The organism is Pedobacter steynii (assembly GCF_900103665.1).
GTDB lineage: Bacteria > Bacteroidota > Bacteroidia > Sphingobacteriales > Sphingobacteriaceae > Pedobacter > Pedobacter steynii.
In genome coordinates, this window is record NZ_FNGY01000014.1 from 64,851 (window position 1) to 87,360 (window position 22,510).

The following is a 22,510-nucleotide window of genomic DNA, read 5'->3' on the forward strand; positions in this document are numbered from 1 at the left end:
CAACTCTATAATATCGTACTCCCATTTCGCAAACTAAGCCCTTACAGGCAAAGGTGTCAAATACATTTGCAATCAAAAAAACACTTATGTATAGATCGACTTCTAAATTTTATCTGGTGATGATGATGGGCATTTTATTCAGCTCATTGCTTACCCGTGCTTATGCGCAAAAAAAGATCTTGTTTGTCACCTCCAATCAAGCGTTTTATGGCAACAGTAAAATTCCTGCCGCGAATCACTTTGAGGAAATTGTCATTCCTTATCATCTGTTTGTAAAAGCAGGGTTTACAGTTGATTTCATCAGCCCCGAGGGTGGAGCAATTCCGATTGGTTATATCAATTCATCTGATAGCATTCAGAAAAAATATCTTTATGATGTATTTTTCATGGACAAATTGAAGCATACTTTAAAGCCATCAGACATCTGGACAGACGATTATAGTGCAGTTTTTTATACTGGTGGCGGAGCAGCTATGTTTGGTGTGGCAGAAAATCAAACGATTCAAAACATTACAAGGGAAATTTATAACGGGAACGGAGTAGTTGCCGCAATTTGTCATGGCACTGCAGGCTTAGCCTACCTAAAAGATGATGCTGGAAAATCACTGTATAGCGGCAAAAAGATAACAGGGTTTCCGAACAAGTTTGAAAGCAGGGAAAAAGAATATTATAAAACATTTCCTTTTGTAATTGACCAGGCCATAAAAAGCAATGGAGGTAACTTTGTGTATTCTGATAAAGGTTGGGACAGTTTTACCATTGTTGATGGCAGATTTGTAACCGGACAGGACCCTAGTTCTGCATCAAAAATGGCTCATGAAGTCATGACACTTATTGAGGCTAACACCCCGGACCTACAGAAAGAAACAACTAAGAACCTGGATAAGGTCTTTTCGGAGTGGGACAATGCTCCAAATACACCTGGCGTAGCAGCAGGGCTGTTAAAGAATGGTAAAATTGTCTACTTAAAAGCGTTTGGAAGTGCCGATGTTAACCGTCAATTACTCAACACCGCAGACACCAAATTTCAAATTGGTAATATGTCAAGGCAATTTACAGCCTTTGCAATTTTACTGCTTGAAGAACAGGGAAAACTGTCTCTCTCTGATGATGTTCATAAATATATTCCACAATTTCCTGATTTTGGATATCCCATAACCATTAAGCATTTGTTAAGCCAATCGAGTGGATTGGCCGACTTTTCAGCCTTAAAAGAAATTGCAGGCTGGAGAGACAAAGATCTTTTTACACAGCAAGATGCTTTGGATTTAATCCTTCAACAAAAGAAATTGGACCACATACCGGGTACAAAGTTTGCTCAGACTGCATCAGGACTCATTTTATTGACTGAAGTCGTAAAACAAGTTACCGGGCAAACCCTGGCAGCCTTTTCTCAGCAACATATTTTTCAACCCCTGGGTATGACCAATACCCTGTTTTATGATGAAAATGAACTGATCGTACCTGATATGGCTGTCTCCTACCAAGTTGGAAAAAACGGGTTAAAGAATAATTATATCAACTATTCTATTATTGGAACGACCAATCTTTATACTTCTGCGGCAGATCTAAGTCGCTGGTATGTCAATTTTGAGAACCCCAAAATAGGTAGTAAAAAATTAATTGAAAAACTGACTTCGCCTGTTACTTTAAATGATGGCATCACCACTTTTAACCCTACTGCAGGAAGATTGCTATACGGACAACAATATCAGCATGCGAAACGAGGTGTTCCAAAAATCTGGACTTTTGGTTTAGAGGGTGGTTATGCCAGTAATATTTTCATATTTCCAAATCAGAATGTCACTTCATTTGTTCTTGGCAACAACAACAGATACAATGGTGCCCTTGCCATGAATATGGCTACTGAAGTGCTTGGAGATATATTTCCTGCACCCGCAAATATTGATTTCGACAAGCTTAAAACCATAAAATTAACACGCCAACAATTAGAAACATATAGTGGCCATTATTGGGACAGTGAACATGTGGCGTCCCGCAGGATTTATGTGGAAAATGACACATTGCGCTACCAAGTTTTAGGCAGCAATGACGGAAGCCTCCTCGTACCAATATCAGAAAATATTTTTCAAATGGTGGTTAATGGCGATGATGTGATCATAGTGAAATTTCGCAAAGAAGGCGGTACTATGAAAATGGTTTACACTTCTGGTGAAAGCGATGAGTATGTATACGAAGCCTACAAGCCCATCAATCACGCTGCTACTGCTTTGACTGAGTTTACGGGTACCTTCTATAACAATGCACTAAAGACAACATACACCTTGTCTCAAAATGAAAAAGGCTTGTTTACAAGCAATAAAAACCAACCCCTAATTAGTTTCACCCCTACCCAGACAGACCTATTCTTAAGTAGCTCCAGGAATTTTGGTAGTATTTGGTTTACTCGTGACAAACGAGAAAACATTACCGGGTTTTATTTAAATTCTGATAAGATTAAAAACCTGTTTTTTGAAAAAATAAAACATTGATTGCTCCTATATACCCGGTATCTACCTCAATGCCATTAAGTTAAGGAATTTTAACACGGTCCTGAGGACGCCAGGGTTAGATTATGTCTTGTGTTGGCAAGGACGCCAACACAAGACATAATCTAACCTTTTTTTGATTTTTTTTCACAGTTAATTCGTTGATTTCAAGAACAATAAACATACTCCAGGCATTAAATATGGGCGTTTATCACCTTATACTAATTATAAATTCTTTATAAACATTAGTATACTTAATAATTTTTTTATAAAGAAAATAAAACTATTGATTTTAATTATTAAGTTTGTTATAAGACCAAACCAAACTTAGTATGACAATCGAAAAGGGCCAACTTCTGAGAGCGGGTGTCCTCAAGCAGCTCTATTTTAAAAATCCGCTGTCCCTTACAGAGATCAGTAAACTGACCTTCAAAAGTTTACCATTGGTAACCAAGGTAGTCAATAGCCTGATTGCAGAAGGTTATGTGATTGAGCAAGGCCTGGCCGCATCCACCGGCGGAAGAAGAGCCTCTTTATACCTGTTGAATCTTGATATGCAAAAGTACCTCATTTCGGTGGCCATGGATCAGTTCACGACCAGGATGGCCATTTATGATCTTGCTCAAAATATTATTTATCCTGCTCAAACCCTGGAACTCACGCTTCCCGGAGATGCTGAAGACGTAAATGAGCTGATTTCCTTTATCGGTCACCACATTAATGCATCAGGTATTGATCCTAAAAAGCTACTGGGTATAGGGATCGGCGTACCCGGCTTTATTGATTTTAAGCATGGTATAGATCATTCCCACTTGAAAACAAATGATGGCAAACACTTAGGACATTTTATTTCCAAAAAATTGGGTCTTCCTGTTTTTATGGATAACGATTCCAGTCTGATTGCACTCGCTGAACTGAATTTTGGCGCAGCGCAGGGAAAACGTGATGTGATGGTTGCCAATATCGGTTGGGGAACGGGTTTAGGGATGATTGTGAACGGACAGTTGTATCGCGGTAGTGGTGGTTATGCCGGTGAGTTCAGCCATATCCCGCTTTCAAAGACCAAAAATCTTTGTTCCTGCGGTAAGCGTGGTTGCCTTGAGGTGGAGACCTCTTTGCTCGTGATGACGCAAAGGGCAAAAGAAGAAATTAAAAATGGTGCTGCGACCAGCATGACGGAGCTGTTTAAAGATGAAAACAGGAATGTTGGGGAGCTATTTTTAGAAGCTGCACAAAATCGGGATCCGCTTGCCGTATCCATCCTTTCGGATGCCGCTTTTCTGATTGGGAAAGGACTGGCCACGCTGATTCACATCATGAATCCTGAATGTATTGTTTTGAGTGGCAGGGGCGCAATCGCAGGAAAAGTATTACTTCCACCCGTGCAGCAGGCAGTTAATGAATTTTGCATACCAAGAATTGCGGATCAAACGATTATAGTCCTCTCAGAACTTGCTGCCGATGCGGAGCTACTTGCCGCAGCGAGTCTGGTGATCGAAAATAGTCTGTTTGATTAAATATGACTAACCAAAATATGAAGCATACCAAAATCAATTATTAAAACAAACTAAACAAATCACTAACCTTTAAACCTTACAACATGAAACAGATGTACTTAAAGTGTACCGTGCTGTTGTTATTTAGCCTAATAACAATGGCCGCTAATGCACAAAAAACCGTCACAGGAACGGTTAGAGACGCCTCAGGCCCCATGCCAGGCGTTAGTGTTGCTGTAAAAGGCACGCAAAAAGTAACACAAACCAATGCCGAAGGAAGGTTTTCCATTGAAGCATCGGATACACAAATCATCGTTTTTACAGCTGTAGGCTATAAACGTTTCGAAGCGACTGTAGGCAGCAAAACGGTAATTAACGCCACGCTTACCGAAGAGGAAAATATGCTTACAGATGTGGTCGTAACCGCCCTTGGCGTAAAGCGCGAAGCTAAGTCCATTGGTTATTCTGTCCAGAAAGTCGTAGGCGGCGACCTCGTAAAGGGTAATGCACCAACGCTTTCAACAGGGTTAATGGGTAAGGTTTCAGGCTTAAACGTTAGTCAGTCGAACGGAATTGAGGGTGGTTCACAGCGTGTGGTCATCCGGGGAAATACCTCCATAGGAGGTAATAATCAGCCCTTATATGTGGTTGATGGAATGCCTTTGGACAATACCCAGGTAAACAGTAAGGACAATGATGTCAATAGTGTAAGTAGCTATAAAGACTGGGGAACTGTATTAAATTTTTTGAATCCTGAAGATATTGAAGATGTAAACGTATTGAAAGGGCCTACAGCTGCTGCATTGTATGGTGCCAGAGGTGGAAACGGTGTAATCCTGATCACCACCAAAAAAGGAAAAATGAAGGAAGGATTGGGAATTGATTATTCTTATAACTTCCGATCAAATGATCCCTACCGCTATCAGGAGATGCAGAATACCTACGGTTACGGAGGCGCGATCGGCTTATACAGTGCGGTTAAAACTTTGCCAAAGGGTGCTGACGGTGTGGAACGTTATCCTGGTGAAGCACCATGGAGTAATTCTGGTTTAACAGGCCCGGACGAAAAATACCTGAGTCATGGACCAATCCCCGGCGGACTTAATAGCTGGGGTGCTTTTAGCTGGTATGGTACCGGGGCTTCCTGGGGTGCAAAAATGGATGGTCAGATGATCCGCTGGTGGGATGGCACAATGAGAGCCTATTCGCCACAACCGGATAACTTATCTACCTATTACAGAACCGGAAATACCCAGTCGCACAACATCTCCCTATCCGGAGCAAATGACATTGGAAGTCTGAGGGTCTCTTATTCCAGACAGGACAATAAGGCAATTGTACACAACAGTGATTTTTCCAACAATACCCTGAATTTTGGTGGAAATATTAAAGTTTCTAAAAAATTCAATGCGGAAGTTACCGGTAGTTACATCAACTACAGCAGACTGAACTCTCCGACAATAGGTAATGCAGATGATTCATGGGGTAAGTTCAGTACTTACGGGATGTCGAGGGATTATCAGAATATAGAACAGTTTTTATATATCAATCCTGATGGAAGCAAACGAAAGCTGGACAATACGAACTATCCGATGAGCTATCCTTATGGCGGCTATGGAAGTGAGATGTATTGGAAGTTGAATCAGCAAAACACCTACATGAACCATGATCAGTTATTGGGAACCGCAAAGATCTCAGGGGATCTGACAGACTGGTTGTCAGTAATGGGAAGGGCTTCGGTCAATTTTGGCTCTGATGAGATGGAGAAGAAATTCAAGCCTATTGATCCTGCAGGTATAGATGGTAAATTTGGTCATGAATTGTATAAAACTACAGACCGAAACCTGGAGTTTCTGGCAACCGCGCATAAAGATAATTTTTTAGGCAGTAAATTTAATACCAGTTTCTCTGTGGGAGGAAGTTCATGGGCCACAAATTACAGGGCAGTCCAGGGATGGAATGACGGACCTTTTAACATTCCTTTTCAGTATTTTCTGCAAAATATCAATAAACCCCTTGTTAATGCCTCTGATATACAACCGGTGGAACAAAGATCCAGACAAAAGATCAATTCCCTGTTTGGTATAGCCAATGTATCGTATAATAACTTCCTGTTTTTAGAACTTACAGGACGTAACGATTGGTCTTCTACCCTGCCATCTGCTACAAACAGCTATTTTTATCCTGCAGCTTCTTTAAGTTATGTGTTTACAGAACACCTTAACCTGGGAAATATGAAAAACTGGCTGGACTACGGTAAATTCAGGGTTGCTTATGCAGGTAGTGCAAGCGGAACAGATCCGTATCAAACCACTTATGTATATGACTCGAGTACTTTCGGGGGCCTGCCTACAAGGGCTACTCCGGAAGATTTGCTGCCTTTAGATTTATTAAGACCTCAAAGGTCTAAATCTTATGAAGCAGGTTTAGACTTGTCATTTTTGAAAAACCGCCTGGGTCTGACTTTTACTTATTATAAAGTAAATTCTACCTCGCAAATTATTAAAATGGGCATCGCCCCTTCTTCGGGTGTCAAAACGGTAATATCCAATGTGGGTGAACTACAAAATCAAGGGTATGAGTTTACGCTGAGAGGTTCAGTGATCAGGAAAGATGACTTCAGCTGGGACCTGACCTTAAATGGCGCGCACAACCAGAATAAACTGCTGAGGTTAACGGATGGAATTGATGAATATACCCTAAACAGTCTGTTTGACAATAACGGAGTAAGGATGAAAGTTAAAGTAGGAGAAAACTATGGAACCATTTATGGAACCGATTATACCTACAAAGATGGACAACGTATCGTGGAAAAGGTTAAAGATGTAAATGGCAATACGATCGGTACACGTTATAAAGTTACCTCTGAGCAGGTTGCGATTGGTAATGCCGTTCCGAAATTGACTGGTGGTTTAGGTACAAACTTCCGTTATAAAAACTTCTCTTTATATGCATTGGCTGATTTCAAATGGGGTGGCGATATCTGGAGCGGCAGTTATTCTACAGCAATGGGCAATGGTCTAGCTCCCGAAACTTTGCTGGAACGTAATGGCGGTGGTCTTCCATATACTTACCCCGACGGAAGTAAGGCCAATCATGGTGTGATACTGGATGGCGTTTTTGCTGACGGAACTAAAAATACGGATGTAGTGAATTACATGTGGAAGTACGCTGGTGTTTATTCGGCCTGGACTGACATTAATATGCCACGCAGTGCGGCAGTTCTGGAGAATTCATGGATAAAACTAAGAGAATTACGTTTAACCTACCAGGTCCCTAAAAAGGTAATTCAGAAATCAAAATTTGTGCAGGATCTGAGCCTGTCGTTAATAGGTCGTGATCTGTTCTATATCTATACCTCTCTGCCGGATCGTTTGAATCCGGAAGCCGTTAACGGAATCGGGAATGCCCAGGGTATTGAATTTGGTGCATTGCCTGGGGTACGATCCTTTGGTTTTAGTGTTAATGTATCCTTTTAATTTAGCGAGTTAAGAACATGAAAAAGATATTTTATACCGCATTATCCGTAATGCTTATTTTAAGCTCTTGTAAAAAAGGGTTTGAAGAAACTAATCAGCCTTGGAATAAGGCGACAACCGCAGATTTGAATACGCTTTACAATGGAATCGTAAAAAGTCTGGTGCTCACCTGGAATGAGCAGTCTGTGGGCAATTCCTGGATCTACCCGATTACACAACAGGCCGCAATAGTTGGCACAACAGGCTACAGAATGACAGCGGCATCAGATGACATCTGGAAAGATTATTACCGGACTTTGACCAATTTCAGAAGAGCAGATAAGTTGATAGAAGAGTCAGCTGATAAATCGAAAATGGCCAATATACAGGCAATGTTAAAAATTCTTCGCGCTTACAAAACCTTTAAGATGACGGATATTTTTGGCGACATGCCCTATTTTGAAGGAGGGAAGGCCGTAGATGGAAGTATCTATTATAAAGTCAAATTTGACAGTCAGAAGGTAATTTACGAAACGCTGCTGGACGATTTGAAGTCTGCCTCAGCAGCCTTATCTGCCAATGCAGATCAGCTAAGCCTTGGGACTTCTGAAACCTTTCTGAACAATGATATCGCCAAATGGAAAAAATTCGCGAATTCACTGCGTTTACGTTATGCCATCAGGATGTATGAAGTGAACAAAACTATCGCTCAGGCACATATCAAAGAAGTAGTAGCTTTACCGCTGCTTACCCAGGGTGAGGATATGGGCATTTGGCCAGCCAAAGTTGGTTTCACCCTCGAAGGAAGAGAGTGGGCCCATAGTGGAGCGAAATATCGCATGGGCACTACGGCCTGGAACCTGCTTTCCGACAACAGCAATACAGATGGATCCGGAATATTCGACCAGAGAGCTAAGCTCTTTTTCGAAACCAATGTTTCCGGAACCTGGGTGCCAAGAGAACAGAATCCAACTGCGGCTAGCATCAGCGATGGTGGTGATCCTTACAACAAATCTAACAGGGATGCCAACTGGAATAACAAAGGCGCGACCAACGTCTATTCAAATGTGAATCATTATTTGGGCAGGGATATGAATAGTATTCCTGAACTGATCATTACTGCGGCAGAAGTTAACTTTTTAAAAGCGGAGGTATCCGCAAGAGGAATGGATGGGAATGCTGCAAATATGGCCAATGCTAAAACAGAATATGAGAGTGGAATCAGAAATTCGGTAAACTTCTGGACAAAAGTAGCAATGGACGCTCCGATTTGGGTGGTAAATAAACCAACGGCATTACCCACGATGGCTCAGCTAAGCTGGATCACTACAAATCCCAAAGTGCTCTTCCCCGTTGCTGCAAATGAAGCCCAGGCTACAAAGCTGATTTATGCACAGTTATGGCTGGATAATTTCAGACAACCTTATGAGGCTTGGGCTTTATTAAGAAGGACACAAGCTACGCCGATGGAAACAGTGAATGCAGCATATTATGAGGCTAACTTTGCCAGCTACAAGAGACTGGATTATCCTGATGACGAGAAAAACTTCAATGGCGACAACTTAAGGGTGGTAACAGGTGGACTCGCTGCTCAGGCATGGCAGAATACAAAAGTATGGTGGGCGAAATAGTGCGGGGATCTAGAAAAGTAATTAATAGAACCAATTATTAAACTTAAAACAACCTTGTATGAAAACAAAAATTACGGCCATTACACTTATGGCAGCATTAGCGGTGACGGCTTTTTCGAGCTTCACAAATGTTAAATCCTTAGCAGAAAAGGCTCCGGTAGTTTCTTTAAGCACTTTAGCCAAAAAGAAGGTACCTGCGCCTTATACATTTAGTGCATCTGTTCCCGGATCTTTTACCGGTGTTAGATTAGTAATCGTGAAGGGAGTAACCACGGGAAGTTCCTGGAGTTACAATTTTACAAGCTCAAGTGGAACGCAAACAGGTACAGTGGAGTACGACAGTTCTTATACGGTACAGGTGTATCAGTTTGGTGCCACTTATGCTTACACTACCCTAACCAATGGCGGAACGAGTACAAGTAAAGCTAATAGTTCTATGGGACCATGGGGATGTGAATTTACAGGTGTAGGCTTCCTCTCCAACCTGAGCATATCTTTTTACTAGACAACATACATCTTTCTAAATTGCAAGGAGGTGTCCAGACTTTTTGGACGCCTCCTTTTTTGTATCATATTTATCTCTTTTCGGGCCTTCTACGATAAATACAAACCTGTTTTTTACCAATGCTTTCCACTCTGCAAGGATTAACTACACCTGTATTTAATTCAAACCTATTTTCCGCCGTTACGTTGAAAGTATTAGTTGAAATATCATCGAAATATCCTTTTCTCAATTTGTGATTTAGAATTTATTATTCTAAAATACTCAACATTTTTCGTCTTTGAATCAAATCAATTAATTTTAGATTTCTATGGAAAATTTCATTCAAAAGATTCGTTTAAGGAGAAAAACTGTATTTATAGCTTTATCTACAGGAAGAGCTGTACTTGGGGAAGAAAGATATAGCTCCAGAATGAATGACTATAATTAAACTATGTTTTCCTGCATGGACTCGAACCACAATCTTCTGAACCAAAATCAGACGTGCTACCATTGCACCACAGAAAAATAGGTGGAAATAAAAGGACTCGAACCTTTAACCGGTACCGTATAAGGATACTGCTCTAACCATTGAGCTATATTTCCATTTATCATAAAAAACTATGTTTTCCTGTACGGATTCGAACCACAATTTTCTGAACCAAAATCAGACGTGCTGCCATTGCACCACAGGAAAATAGATCGGGTAATCATTATTATTTAAACAAAAAGCCCCCTTAGGTTATCTAAGAGGGCTCTTTGTTTTAAATATTTTTATTCAATACATAGCTATTCCCTCCGATAAATCGGTTGTGGTATAAAGCTTTGTATTGATGTCGTTTTCATGTTATTATTTATTTATGTTTTGTTATATTATATGGACTCAAACCACTTCATTTTAAAAATTCTCGTTTAAAACAAAAAATCCCCTCAGGTTTTCTAAGGGGATTCTTTGTTTTAAATATTTTTATTCAATACATAGCTATCCCCTCCGATAAATCGGTTGTGGTATAAAGCTTTGTATTGAGATCATGTTCATGCTGCAATGATACACAAATTTCCTGATAATCAAAATTATTCCCCCGAGAACTTAGAAAAAGGCTTAAACGGCAAAGAAGTGTCATTGTCAGATTGTAAGGTCAAAACGATTATTCTGGACTTTTGGGCTACCTGGTGCGGACCTGGTAAAAAATCTCTTCCAGTGATGCAGATCATAGTCAACAAATACAAGAATGCCCCGATTGTAAAGTTTCTGTTTATGCAGTGGATTTTATCTGTAGATTTACCATTAAAAGCCTCCAAATCATCTGGATTGTATGAATACCTATCGCTTCCATTTTAATAACAGCAAGAAAACCTCAACTATCCTGTTTTGGTTTTTCACCACGTTGGTGACTATTCCATTAACAGCCACCGGTTTCCTAACATCTTCGCACCCACTTTTCCCGGCCTGGCTATTGCTAATCCTCTTACCTTTAATGTTAGTGGCCATTTACAGACTGTTTAAAGCAGCCTCCGAAAGAAAGTCAACAGAAATAGTTTCATTAAGCAAAGAAGGATTTACCAGTTCCTGTTTCAGTTCTGTTTTGTTTTCGGAAATACGTTCCATGCGTATTCCTGTAAGGGAAATAGGGCTATTGGGGGGGACACAACGCGACTATTACAAAAAAACAGATGCTGATAGTCCTAACCTGGAATTTTCGATCACCACGCTGGATGGAAAAACATTAAATTATATATTGAATGAATGGGGTGGGCTTTATAACTCAGAAGAAGACTTTTCAATTTTCTTTAACTTTCTCACGGCGCTAACTGATCAGCTGTATCAACTTTATCACGCTAACGAACCCTATAACAGCTATTTAAAAATTCTTGACGAAAAAGGTTCCTGGGAAAAGACTCAGCCCGTTTAATTCGTTCCCCACAGCAGCAAGGCTTTCATATTTTAAGAATGACGAAGAAGATAGGGTAATTAATCACCTTTAAAAAGATTATACCGTTGATGGAATGGCGTAGGAGAATACAGCTCCATTTGGTGTCGCATTCTTAGCCCAGATTCTCCCGCCAAGCTTTTGAATAAAATCCCTACACATAGAAAGTGCGATTCCAGCTCCGTGTTGAGTCGCCTTTTTTTAGCAGCTGGTCGAATTCCAATTCTTTTACTGCAATCAGTACCCGGTGGTCTTTATAAATATTAGCAATCTCCCGGGTTTTGTTGATATAGTACGCAATACTATCATCTGAAAGATCCGGATTACTCATACAGTAATTGGCGTATACAAGACTCATAATACTATCTCTCCTACCTGTTCGCATCACCTGCCGGAAAAGTTCAAGTCCTTTTTTAGCGTCATCCAGACTCAGATATACGTTACCCATGTTCATCGTGACCTGACTCACATTTGGAGTATCCTTTTGCGCTTTGTAAGCAGATAAAGCATGTGTGTAGCGTTGAAGTGATTCCTGGTACATCCCCCTGATATAAAGTACCGAGGTGATTACATTATCTGCATCTGCTTTTCCTTTGGGATACTGTATCCTGCTGGCCAGATCTTTAGCCATCATGCCGTAATAAAGGCTGCTGTCGACATCCTTCATATGATAAAGCATTCCCAGGCGGTTTATCGAATTGATATAACCAATACTGTCTTTAACATAAGGCAATTTCTGCCGCTCTGCGTTTATCAGATTGGACTGTCCTTGTACCTCGCCATAACAAAATGGCAAAATCATTAAAAAATAACCTATCAGTTTTTTTGATCGGGACATGGCTTAAATGCAAATAGCTCAAACTAAGTTATTGTTTAATTAGAACAAACACTGTTAAAAGTAGTGTCTGAAATCTGTTCATTTCATTTATTTACACACAGTATTTTGCCGTTCTGTCCGTTCAAACCCTACCAGCCGGATCATTACAGGATTTGCATACGCTTATTTTACCAGCAGATGCCACACTTCCTGAATCTCAATAGGCCCATCAGTAAATTCATTATATACCTGACCTCCTGGAAGTTTTTCCTAAAGAATAAGAAATACATATATTTAATTGAATTTTCAATCAACGACAGATGAAACCATCATAATCTTACAGATCACACAACGAAATGAATACCAAGATCATGATCGTTTCATAACCGATAGAAATCAAATTATATTCCAATGAAAAAAACGCTTCAAATTATTCTTTTGCTAAACATCTCCTTTTTTACACTCTTTGCACAGAACACCAAACGAATATCAAAGAAAAAAAAAGCATACAAAACGAACACTCTTGCTGATTGGGAAAAGAATTACAAAAAAGAATTCAGCGATTGTGGTTTCACAAATAAATACACCGCGAAGCAGCGACTGGCTATGTATCCTTTTTCAAAAGCGGCCAAAGTATTGGCTGTTTCTTATAAATACGGTGGCATAGATACAGACGAGACCAATGATTTGAAGAACTTTCCAAGAAGAGGCTTACGCATCAATAATGGGATATTGGATACAACCACGCTGATTGAAACAAAAAAACTGAAACCTGAGCAAACCGATGAACTTACCAGGTTATTTTTCAATACCGACTACAAGAATAAATCGGAGCTTCATCTTATTGAGTTCGCAAAATGTTTTGAACCTAGAAATGCTTTAATTTTCCTCAATTCTGATGACAAAGTGATCGATTACCTGGAAATCTGCTTCGAATGCAAACAGAATTATTCAAAGTCTGAGCTATTTGATATTGGTATCTTATGTAACCAAAAATATGAACTGTTTAGTCATTACTTTAAAAGCATAGGTGTTAGTTACGGTACGACAGGAAGAGATTATCGCGAGGAAGATAGGAAAGATTGGGAGGAACTCAGAAAGTTAAGATAGATGATATCATGTCATCATGAGCTACCAGGATAATTAATTTGAGCCGTACAGATAAGTTCAATAATGATCGAACGCTGATCTTTGTATCATGACAACGATCAAAAAAATACAATTGGGCCAAAACGGCCCGCTCGTCTCCAAACTTGGTTTGGGCTGTATGCGCATGTCTTCCGTATGGGGAGGTCCAACGCCAGATGAAACCGAAAGCATAGCGACCATACAGTCTGCGCTTAACAGTGGCATCAATTTTTTAAATACCGGCGACTTTTATGGTGCAGGACACAATGAACTGTTAATCGGTAAAGCGATTAAAGGCCGTAGGGACGATGCTTTCATCAGCGTTAAATTTGGCGCTTTCTTTCACAATGGCCAGTGGCTGGGCCTGGATCTGCGCCCTGTGGCGATTAAGAATTTCATCAATTATTCGCTTACCCGTTTAGGCATTGACACCATAGACCTGTACCAGCCCTGCCGGATGGACGGCAGCGTACCTGTAGCAGATATTATTGGTACTGTAGCCGACCTGATCAAAGAAGGTAAAGTGCGCTACATTGGTGTTTCTGAGATCACTGCTGATCAACTGCGTGAAGCAAACCAGATTCATCCGATAAGTGCACTGGAAATTGGCTATTCACTCGCAGACCGACAAATAGAAAGCGAATTGTTGCCGGCAGCTAAAGAAATGGGTATCGCAGTAGCCGCCTTTGCCAACACTGCCGAAGGTCTGTTAACAGGTGATATGAAAGCGCCGCTTGCGGATAATGATCATCACCTGCATTTCTCGCGCTTTCAGGGCGAGAACCTCGTCAAAAACCTGGAAAAAGTGGAAGTATTGAAAGCCTTGGCGAAAGATAAACAGCTTACACCTACACAAATTGCCATCGCTTGGGTAAATGCGCAAGACGACCATATTATGCCATTGGTAAGCATGAGCCGCCGTTCAAGGTTGCCGGAAAACATCGCTGCCATGGGCATTGAACTTACGACCTCTGAAATGGAATTATTAAATACTACTTTTACACCGGGCGCCATCTTAGGCGGCACCTACTTACAGAGATAAATGACCAATCCAACTGAAATACTTCCCGGCGTGATCTTCTATTCCTACCTCTCCGCAGAACGGAAAGATAAAGTATGCTTCTGGAACCATCATACGCTGGTATTGATGGTTTCCGGGCAACTTCATTTAGAAACGGCTGACGAGCGCCTGGAGCTCAAAGCAGGTGAAATGCTGTTGGTAGGTAAAAATCAGCTGGGTACACTAACCAAAACACCTCTTCCCGGCCAGGGTTATGAGAGCATCGTGATCTGCCTTCAGGAAGATCTGTTACGCAAAATAGCGCTGGAAGAACAGATCGACACCGGTCCTAAATACCTCGGTCCATCTAACGTACCCGTTCCATCCGATCCATTTCTTCTCGGCTATTTTCAATCCATTATTCCCTATGCACACGCCATAGCAGGGACGCTCACAGAAGATATGGGTATCCTCAAAGTCAAAGAAGGCGTTAAACTATTATTACATAGCCTGCCGCAATTGAGGTCATACTTATTCGATTTTGCAGCACCTCATAAAATTGATCTGGAGCGGTTTATGATGGCCAATTTCCATTTTAACGTCCCGGTTGAAAGATTTGCCCGGCTCACCGGACGCAGCCTGGCAGGCTTTAAACGCGATTTTGCAAAAACGTTTGGCCTGCCTCCCCGTCAATGGCTGTTAGATAAACGCCTTAAAGCGGCAAAGCATTTGATCGAGCAGAAACATCAAAAGCCATCGGCCATTTATTTAGATCTCGGCTTCGAAAGTCTGCCCCATTTTTCACGTTCGTTCAAACAAAAATTCGGTAAAGCACCGTCGCTGATTTGATCATGCTACCTCACTACTATATTAAATACATAAACCTATTACCGTCAAAGATGGAAAGTATACTTTTCAGGGCAAGTTACATTAAGCAGAGGGGATATTATACTTCTCCCTGTATGCAGTAGGTGTAAGGTCGGTGACTTTCTTAAATGCATCCCGGAAACTCTGAGTATCGGTATATCCTACTATCACCATGACCTCCGAAACAGACCTGCGTCCCGTTTCCAAAAGTTTTTTGGCTGCTTCTATTTTGATGCGCTGCATATATTCAGCAACGGTAAGATGGGTTGCCTTCAGAAACCTACGCTCAAAAGTTCTTCTTGTGATGTGATATTTTTCGGCCAGATCGGTAACGGTTATTTTGTCTGTAAAATTTTGTTCAATATAAGTCTGGATTTCTTTGATCAGCTCATCATCGTGTTTTTTAAATCCTTTAAATACCACAAACGGGGTTTGATTCACCTTATTGATGTCTACTACAAAATGCTTGGCAACCTGTATTGCTGTCGGCCTGTCCGTAAACTTTTCTATAAGGTATAACAGCAGGCTCCAGTAGGCATTGTTGCCTCCGCTTGAGTAAATCCCTTTATCAGCCGTAAAAATTTTATCCTCTACCAGCTGAACTGCCGGGTAATAACTTCTAAATTCGTTAGCATAATCCCAGTGTGTACTGCATTGTTTATTTTTAAGCAATCCGCTAAATGCCAATAAAAATGCACCTACACAAAAGCTGGCTATTTCTGTACCATTTTTATACTGGTCGGCTATCCAGCCCGCGTAATCCTTATTTAAATACGTAGCACTAATCATGTCGCCCGACATAGGTGGAATTACAATCAGATCATGTCGTTCCTCTTTATAAATCTGGCCATCCGGCCTGATGGTAAACAAACCGTTGTTCAATTGCACATCCTGTCCTTGTCCAACCAGTGAAATATTAAACAGTTCAGGCTTTCCCATTTGTTTGAGTAAAATGTTGGTGTAGGCAAACGCATCATAGGTGTCGGTAATAGCTGCTAAAACCGCACGTTTTATTGCAAGTATAGAAATGTGGATCATTCAGTAAAAGTAGAAATTATCATTGTCGCATTCACCTGCCATACTATGTCGCATTTACCCATTATCACCTTTGTGAAATGCATTTATCTTTGATAAACATTTAAATCAATTAATCTTTCTTTCATTATGATTGGCACGAACACCTACCTCCATTTTATGGGCAACGCCCAAGAGGCATTTAATTTTTACAAATCAGTTTTTGGTGGTGAATTCAAAAATATTCAGCATTATAAAAACCTGGACAGCGGAAAAAAAATGTCACCCGAAGACCGGGAAAAACTCATTCACATTACATTACAAATTTCAGACGATATCAGTATCATGGCTTCTGATATACTGGCCTCAATGGAAATGCCTTTTAACGCAGGAAACAATTTCCACATCTGTATGCATACAGAAAATGAACAGGAAGCCGATCGATTGTTCGGGGCACTTTCTGCAGAAGGCAGAATAGACATGCCGTTAAACAAAACATTCTGGGGGGCGTACTTTGGAATGTGTCTTGATAAATTTGGCATTCAATGGATGATCAATTTCGATAACCAGCAAGCAGGATAGCGTTTTAAGCAATTGAAACAAAAAAATATAAACACGAATGAAAATGATCATAAAAATAATAGTTGTCATAATTGCCATTGTTTCTGTATGCCTGGTTATTGCCATGTTTTCCAAAAGCAAGTATACATTAACGCGTGAAATTACCATCAACCGATCTGTAGACGATGTTTTTGATTATGTCAGGTACTTAAAGAACCAGCCTGAATACAACAAATGGCTGTTGCTTGACCCAAATACAAAAATTGGATATAAGGGTGAATCCGATGGATTACCGGGTGCTATATTAACTTTTGAAAGTAAAAACAGTAAAACAGGTAAAGGTGAATTTGAAATTAAAAAAGTAACAACTGGCGAAAGACTTGATTTTGAGATTCGTTTCCTCGCTTTTACAGCCAACGGATATATTGCCGCGAAGGCCCTCTCACCAAATTCAACAAAGCTGACCTGGATATACAACAGTGGCATGAACTGGCCGGTTAATTTCGTGCTTTTGTTTATGGATATGGATAAAATCATCGGTAATGACATTGCAGAGAGCCTGAGAAATATGAAACACAGGCTAGAATCATAACATCTCCTCCATATTCAAAGCATTCATATCGAGATCCACTACCAGCCATTTAGTTTTAATAGATAAGGTCAGATTATATCTTCTGCAATAGATGTAATCTGACCTTTTGGTATTCATAAACAAAAAAACCGAAAACAAACCATATCAGCTTATTTTCAGTTAATTATGTAAATTTCCCTATTGATGATTATTGATATTTCGTAGCTTTACTTTCAATACAAAATACGAAACCGGGCCTTTCTGTAACCATTTCTTTATCAATGTATATAAGAACATTACTTTGATTTCAAAAATCTGAAACTTTCGTCTATTTTTGAGTTACCTGCAAGCATATCGAAATCCCAATTCCAAAAAAATCTTGTGAAAATCAAATAGTTTTGCAACCGACGTTAAACTTTTTTGTCTTATTGAAATATGGGCAATGAAAGCAACCTATTTTCTGACAAACTATTAGTAGAAAAAATATTGAGTGGAAACACGCAGGATTTTGCTATGGTAGTGAAAAATACAGAAAGATTGGTCGCCCAAATTGTTCGGAAAATGGTTGCAAACCAAGAAGATCAGAAAGACCTTGTGCAGGATATTTATCTAAAAGCCTATCAAAGCCTGCCATCATTCAAATTTCAGTCTAAGTTATCAACCTGGATTGCTACTATTGCTTACAATACGACCATAAACTATCTTGAAAAAAAGAAAATTCCCCTGTGCGACATTGACAGCGTGCAGGAAAGCAAATTTGTACTGCAGGAAAACGTAGAAAAAGGAATTTTCAAAAAAGAAACCGCACAAATACTTAACAACGAAATCAATAAGCTCTCCCCTTTGTACAAAACGTTAATATCGCTTTACCATATAGAAGAATTGCCCAACAGGGAAATTGCTGAAATTACCAGTTTGCCGAAAGGTACCATAAAGAGTTATTTATACAGAGCAAGAAAAATACTGAAAGAAAACATTGAAAACAATTATAAAATGGATAGCTATGGACAATAATCATTTGACTGACGACATCATACAAGCCTATATTGAGCAGGAAGTAGCCGATAACAACATAGCTTTACATATTTCAGCATGTGCTGTCTGTAAAGCTAAACTGGAATCGTATCAGATTTTAATGCGTGCAATGGGTAACATCGAACCTGAAACTTTTTCTTTTGATGCGACAGCCCTTGTAATGCAAAAAATTGAGCAATCTGAAAACAAGAAAATAACAATCGGCAGTTATGCCTTAACTGCATTTTTGGCAATTTTAATTTTGGGTGTTTTTGTAATTTGCATTCCTCTTATAAGGCCTGTTTTTCAGCTCTTTCATGCGATGATTGCTAATGCATTAATAGTAGTGTCTGCTCTTAGTGTTTTTATTTTCTTATTGACAGCTGTTTTCAGGCAATACAAGCAAAAGGAAATGTTGCTTACAGCATAAATTTTGCAACCGAAATATTAGCTGCCGGTCTAATCAGATAGAATTCAAAATTTAAATAAAATGAAAAAATTAATTTTAAGTAGTATGGGCTTTTCATCATCTATTTTTGTTTTTGCACAAGAAAAAACGAATGGTGTTCCTGCTTCCTCACTACCGAATTTAAACCAAAATATAATGGAATCAGCAAATCAAAACCTTCATATCGAAACTATTGTTTCCCTTATTTTAATTGGATTATTGGTTTTTTTTACAATTTCTATACTACAATATATTTTAGAACATCGTCTGAAAAATAAAATTATTGACAGGGGAGTTTCTGAACAATTATCAGCCTCCATTCTTGAAAAAAACGGTAAAAACAAATACGATGAAGCCATGAAGTTAGCAATTTTGCTATGTAGCATTGGAGTTGGTTTAATCTTGACATACTGCACGATGCCTTTGCACATTCATTCCCTTGCTATCATGGCATTTAGTATTGGTGCTGGTTATTTAGGTTATTTTTTCTACTTGAAAAATCAAAATAGATAGTTTTCAACCCATAACATTTTTGTACAATATCAACAACTTCATCAGGTGGTGGAGAAGGAAAGGTATTGCCTTGTAAAAACGAAAAATCAATTTTAAAACATAAAACAATGAAGTATAAAATCACATTCGTATTCCTGTTTGCTGTTCAGATACTATTTGGGCAAAAAAATATTCAAAGCATAGACAGCTTGCTAAGTTCCTTATATGCAAAGAGCAGAATAAATGGCAATGTACTAATTGCAGACAAAGGCAATATCATTTACAATAAAAGTTTTGGCATGGCTAATGAAAGTACCAGGCAAGAATTAAATGAAAATTCCATTTTTGATTTAGCTTCAGTCTCCAAACAGTTTACGGCAATGGGTATTATGCTGTTGAAAGAAAAGGGGAAATTAAAATTGGATGAGCCGTTTTCAACATACATTCCCGAGTTATCTTTTTACAAAGGCGTTAGCATAAGACATTTACTCAACCATACCGGAGGTTTACCTGACTATATGGAAATATTTGAAAAGTCATTTGACAAAACCAAAATAGCTACCAATAAAGATATCATAGATTATTTTTCCAAAGAAAAACCAGAAGCATTGTTTGCTCCAAATTCCAAATGGGAATACAGTAATACCGGATATGCCCTATTGGCAAGTATTATTGAAAGAGTTTACGGATTAAAATACGGTGATTTTCTATCGAAGTATATTTTTAAACCTTTAGAAATGAAAAGTACATTTGTACAAAAAAATAAACATCCATCAAATGAAATTAAAAATCTGGCACATTCCTATGCATATTCGGATAGTTTGAAGTCATTAGTTCTTACTAATGAATTGGAAGAATATAATTACGTAAAAATGTTTAGCGGTATCGTAGGCGATGGTGGAGTTTTTTCTACTGTATTGGACTTATTAAAATGGGACAGATCCTTATATACGGATAGACTTATCTCCGCAGAAGGAAAAAAAGAAATGTTCAGACCGGCTGTATTGGCTGACGGTTCCAATTTTAATTATGGATATGGTTGGCAACTCGACAGTAACGAAGTGTTTGGTAAGGTAGTATCACATACCGGTGGTTGGGCTGGTTATCTTACTTTAAACGAGCTACATATTGATAATGACAAAACAATCATTATACTTTTTAATCACAAAGGGTCAGAAATTGTCAACAAAACCATTCGCTATGCATTATATGAGTTACCAGAGCCAAATCCGACAGGTAAAAAGGAAATAATTTTAACGCCAGAACAGCTCAACGAAATTGCAGGGGTTTACCAAATTCAAGAAGGAATGGAGTTTTTCATTACTTTGAATGGAGATAAGCCTTACGCATCTATGACAAATCAAACGCCGTTAAGAATTTACGCTGAAAGCGAAACTTCGTTTTTCTTAAAAGAATTTGATGCCACAATCCTATTCGAAAAAGATGAAAACGGAAATGTTTGCAAACTCACTTTTTCTCAGGGGAAGCATAAAATGAAGGCAAAAAAAATTAAATAGTGAAGCATACCAAAACAGAGAAGCAAATAAAATTTATCTGCTTCTCTGAAATTTTTGTTTGTAGTATCGATTGGAATTGAATCTTAAATACTGGTTTTCAGCTACTTGCCGATACAGAACTTACTAAATATGTTCTCCAGCAAGTCATCAGTAGTAACGGCCCCTGTGATCTCACCAAGGTAATAAAGCGCCTGTTTTATATCCATGGCCAGAAAATCCGAAGTCACCGGATTCAACAATCCATTCGCAACACTGCTCAGTGCCACCTGCGTTTTCTGCAAGGCTTCCACATGTCTGATGTTCGTTACCATGGTATGGTTTGCAGAAAGCTTATCTCCTACCGCAGTATTATAGATCAATTCTTTCAATTCCTCGATCCCCTGATTCTCTTTCGCAGAGATAGAAATAAAATTGATATCCGAAGGAAGATTTAATTCTTTAAGCCTATCACTATAAGAAAGGTCCATTTTATTCGCTACAGCAACAAAGGATACTCCCGGTTTGTGCAAACTCTTGATATCCTCCTTTATCTCCGAAGCAGAAAGGTTCAGCACATCAAACAAATACACCAACACTGCAGACTGACTAATCTTCTGCATCGTTTTCTCTACTCCTATCGCTTCAATCGTATCTGTAGCCTCTCTGATCCCTGCCGTATCGATCAACCGGAAATTAATTCCGTTGATATTTAAGACCTCTTCAATCGTATCTCTTGTTGTTCCCGCAATTTCACTTACAATTGCCCTGTCTTCATTTAACAACGCATTTAACAAAGTTGATTTACCGGCATTTGGTCGACCGGCAATTACGGTATTGATTCCTTCCTTAATCACGTTTCCTAATTCAAAAGAACGGATCAGTTTATTGATCACTAAAGTGATCTTGTTAATCAGATCCTGTAACTGGTCTCTGTTGGCAAACTCCACATCCTCTTCAGAGAAATCCAGCTCCAGTTCTATCATCGAAGCAAAATGAATCAATTGTTCCCTTAACAAATTAAGCTCGGTACTAAAACCTCCTCTTAACTGGTTCATGGCCACGCTATGCGCTGCCTGAGAATCCGAGGAAATCAAATCTGCAACTGCTTCTGCCTGAGAAAGGTCTAATCCTCCGTTTAAAAACGCCCTTAAAGTAAACTCTCCGGGTTTAGCCGCCGATGCTCCTCTTCTGATCAATAAAGAAATGATCTGTTGAATGATATAATTTGACCCATGACAGGAAATCTCTACCACATTCTCTTTTGTATAAGATTTCGGGGCGACAAACAAACTGACCACCACCTCATCAATCACCATATCTCCATCTTTGATCAACCCAAAATGCAGCGTATGAGAATCCTGCTTCAGCAGGTCTTTTCCACTAAAAACTGAATTTGTGATAGAGATTGCGTCCTTACCTGAAAGGCGGATTACACCTATCGCCCCGATTCCGGGCGGCGTAGATAAGGCAACTATGGTTTCGTTACTGATCATAAAAAGAAATATACTGTGTTTTGATTATTTACAAAACTAGCCAAACATTTCATACCTCATCGTCTTTACCTTTTGAAAAAACAAATAAACTACAATTCAAGCACTGCTTTCGCTCTTTATCTA

Annotated in this window: 19 protein-coding genes and 1 tRNA gene; 16 read left to right on the top strand and 4 right to left on the bottom strand. The window is 39.3% G+C overall.

The genetic code is table 11. The features are described from left to right. Positions 1-86: 86 nt before the first annotated feature. The 5 genes from BLQ87_RS29220 (at position 87) to BLQ87_RS29240 (ending at position 9,579) form a co-directional block, all read left to right on the top strand. Positions 87-2,492 (top strand): serine hydrolase, encoded by a 2,406-nt coding sequence (locus BLQ87_RS29220; RefSeq protein ID WP_074612448.1) that lies wholly within the window; start codon positions 87-89, stop codon positions 2,490-2,492. Positions 2,493-2,821: 329 nt separating this feature from the next. Then, positions 2,822-4,006, top strand: a complete 1,185-nt coding sequence (locus BLQ87_RS29225) for an ROK family protein (RefSeq protein WP_074612449.1) — start codon at positions 2,822-2,824, stop codon at positions 4,004-4,006. An 83-nt stretch (positions 4,007-4,089) separates the two neighbouring features. Then, positions 4,090-7,464, top strand: a complete 3,375-nt coding sequence (locus tag BLQ87_RS29230) for a SusC/RagA family TonB-linked outer membrane protein (protein ID WP_245723953.1) — start codon at positions 4,090-4,092, stop codon at positions 7,462-7,464. 17 nt (positions 7,465-7,481) lie between these two features. Continuing rightward, positions 7,482-9,074, top strand: a complete 1,593-nt coding sequence (locus BLQ87_RS29235; protein ID WP_074612450.1) for a SusD/RagB family nutrient-binding outer membrane lipoprotein — start codon at positions 7,482-7,484, stop codon at positions 9,072-9,074. Positions 9,075-9,132: 58 nt separating this feature from the next. Beyond that, positions 9,133-9,579, top strand: a complete 447-nt coding sequence (locus BLQ87_RS29240; RefSeq protein WP_074612451.1) for a hypothetical protein — start codon at positions 9,133-9,135, stop codon at positions 9,577-9,579. A gap of 509 nt (positions 9,580-10,088) precedes the next feature. Here the strand turns inward: BLQ87_RS29240 and BLQ87_RS29250 are convergent. Then, a tRNA-Ile gene (locus BLQ87_RS29250) sits at positions 10,089-10,161 on the bottom strand. 439 nt (positions 10,162-10,600) lie between these two features. On the opposite strand from BLQ87_RS29250, the gene BLQ87_RS34300 reads away from it, so the two are divergent. Then, complete coding sequence (locus BLQ87_RS34300) at positions 10,601-10,897, top strand: TlpA family protein disulfide reductase (protein ID WP_074612452.1); 297 nt, start codon at positions 10,601-10,603, stop codon at positions 10,895-10,897. After that, a complete protein-coding gene (locus BLQ87_RS33620; RefSeq protein WP_143010580.1) occupies positions 10,872-11,468 on the top strand; it encodes a hypothetical protein in 597 nt (198 codons plus the stop codon). The genes BLQ87_RS34300 and BLQ87_RS33620 overlap by 26 nt, the downstream gene beginning before the upstream one ends. A 172-nt stretch (positions 11,469-11,640) precedes the next feature. Here BLQ87_RS33620 and BLQ87_RS29270 read toward each other — a convergent pair whose 3' ends face one another. Then, positions 11,641-12,288 carry a tetratricopeptide repeat protein gene (locus tag BLQ87_RS29270; RefSeq protein WP_143010581.1) on the bottom strand — a complete coding sequence of 216 codons (648 nt, stop codon included), beginning with the start codon at positions 12,286-12,288 and terminating at the stop codon, positions 11,641-11,643. Between the two features lie 426 nt (positions 12,289-12,714). Between BLQ87_RS29270 and BLQ87_RS29275 the strand changes: the two genes are divergently transcribed. The 3 genes from BLQ87_RS29275 (at position 12,715) to BLQ87_RS29285 (ending at position 15,280) form a co-directional block, all read left to right on the top strand. Next, positions 12,715-13,413 (top strand): hypothetical protein, encoded by a 699-nt coding sequence (locus BLQ87_RS29275; RefSeq protein WP_074612455.1) that lies wholly within the window; start codon positions 12,715-12,717, stop codon positions 13,411-13,413. A gap of 88 nt (positions 13,414-13,501) precedes the next feature. Continuing rightward, positions 13,502-14,473, top strand: coding sequence for an aldo/keto reductase (locus BLQ87_RS29280; RefSeq protein WP_083362118.1), 972 nt, complete (start codon positions 13,502-13,504; stop codon positions 14,471-14,473). Next, complete coding sequence (locus tag BLQ87_RS29285) at positions 14,474-15,280, top strand: helix-turn-helix domain-containing protein (RefSeq protein WP_074612456.1); 807 nt, start codon at positions 14,474-14,476, stop codon at positions 15,278-15,280. Positions 15,281-15,361: 81 nt separating this feature from the next. Here the strand turns inward: BLQ87_RS29285 and BLQ87_RS29290 are convergent, their stop codons facing one another. Then, positions 15,362-16,336: a GlxA family transcriptional regulator gene (locus BLQ87_RS29290; RefSeq protein ID WP_074612457.1), complete on the bottom strand. Its 975-nt coding sequence runs from the start codon at positions 16,334-16,336 to the stop codon at positions 15,362-15,364. A 126-nt stretch (positions 16,337-16,462) separates the two neighbouring features. On the opposite strand from BLQ87_RS29290, the gene BLQ87_RS29295 reads away from it, so the two are divergent. The 6 genes from BLQ87_RS29295 to BLQ87_RS29320 all read left to right on the top strand — a co-directional run bounded on the left by BLQ87_RS29295 (position 16,463) and on the right by BLQ87_RS29320 (position 20,915). Next, a complete protein-coding gene (locus BLQ87_RS29295; RefSeq protein ID WP_074612458.1) occupies positions 16,463-16,894 on the top strand; it encodes a VOC family protein in 432 nt (143 codons plus the stop codon). Between the two features lie 43 nt (positions 16,895-16,937). Next, positions 16,938-17,465, top strand: coding sequence for an SRPBCC family protein (locus BLQ87_RS29300; protein ID WP_176833003.1), 528 nt, complete (start codon positions 16,938-16,940; stop codon positions 17,463-17,465). A 492-nt stretch (positions 17,466-17,957) separates the two neighbouring features. After that, positions 17,958-18,458, top strand: a complete 501-nt coding sequence (locus BLQ87_RS29305) for an RNA polymerase sigma factor (RefSeq protein WP_262502388.1) — start codon at positions 17,958-17,960, stop codon at positions 18,456-18,458. Further along, on the top strand, positions 18,448-18,888 hold the full coding sequence (locus BLQ87_RS29310) for a hypothetical protein (protein ID WP_074612461.1): 441 nt from the start codon (positions 18,448-18,450) through the stop codon (positions 18,886-18,888). The genes BLQ87_RS29305 and BLQ87_RS29310 overlap by 11 nt, the downstream gene beginning before the upstream one ends. A 60-nt stretch (positions 18,889-18,948) precedes the next feature. Then, complete coding sequence (locus BLQ87_RS29315) at positions 18,949-19,419, top strand: hypothetical protein (protein ID WP_143010582.1); 471 nt, start codon at positions 18,949-18,951, stop codon at positions 19,417-19,419. 107 nt (positions 19,420-19,526) lie between these two features. Further along, positions 19,527-20,915: a serine hydrolase gene (locus BLQ87_RS29320; RefSeq protein WP_074612463.1), complete on the top strand. Its 1,389-nt coding sequence runs from the start codon at positions 19,527-19,529 to the stop codon at positions 20,913-20,915. Between the two features lie 101 nt (positions 20,916-21,016). On the opposite strand, the gene mnmE is transcribed toward BLQ87_RS29320, so the two are convergent. Further along, entirely contained in the window at positions 21,017-22,387 is a 1,371-nt protein-coding gene (gene mnmE / locus BLQ87_RS29325) for a tRNA uridine-5-carboxymethylaminomethyl(34) synthesis GTPase MnmE (protein WP_074612464.1), read from the bottom strand. Positions 22,388-22,510 lie beyond the last annotated feature (123 nt).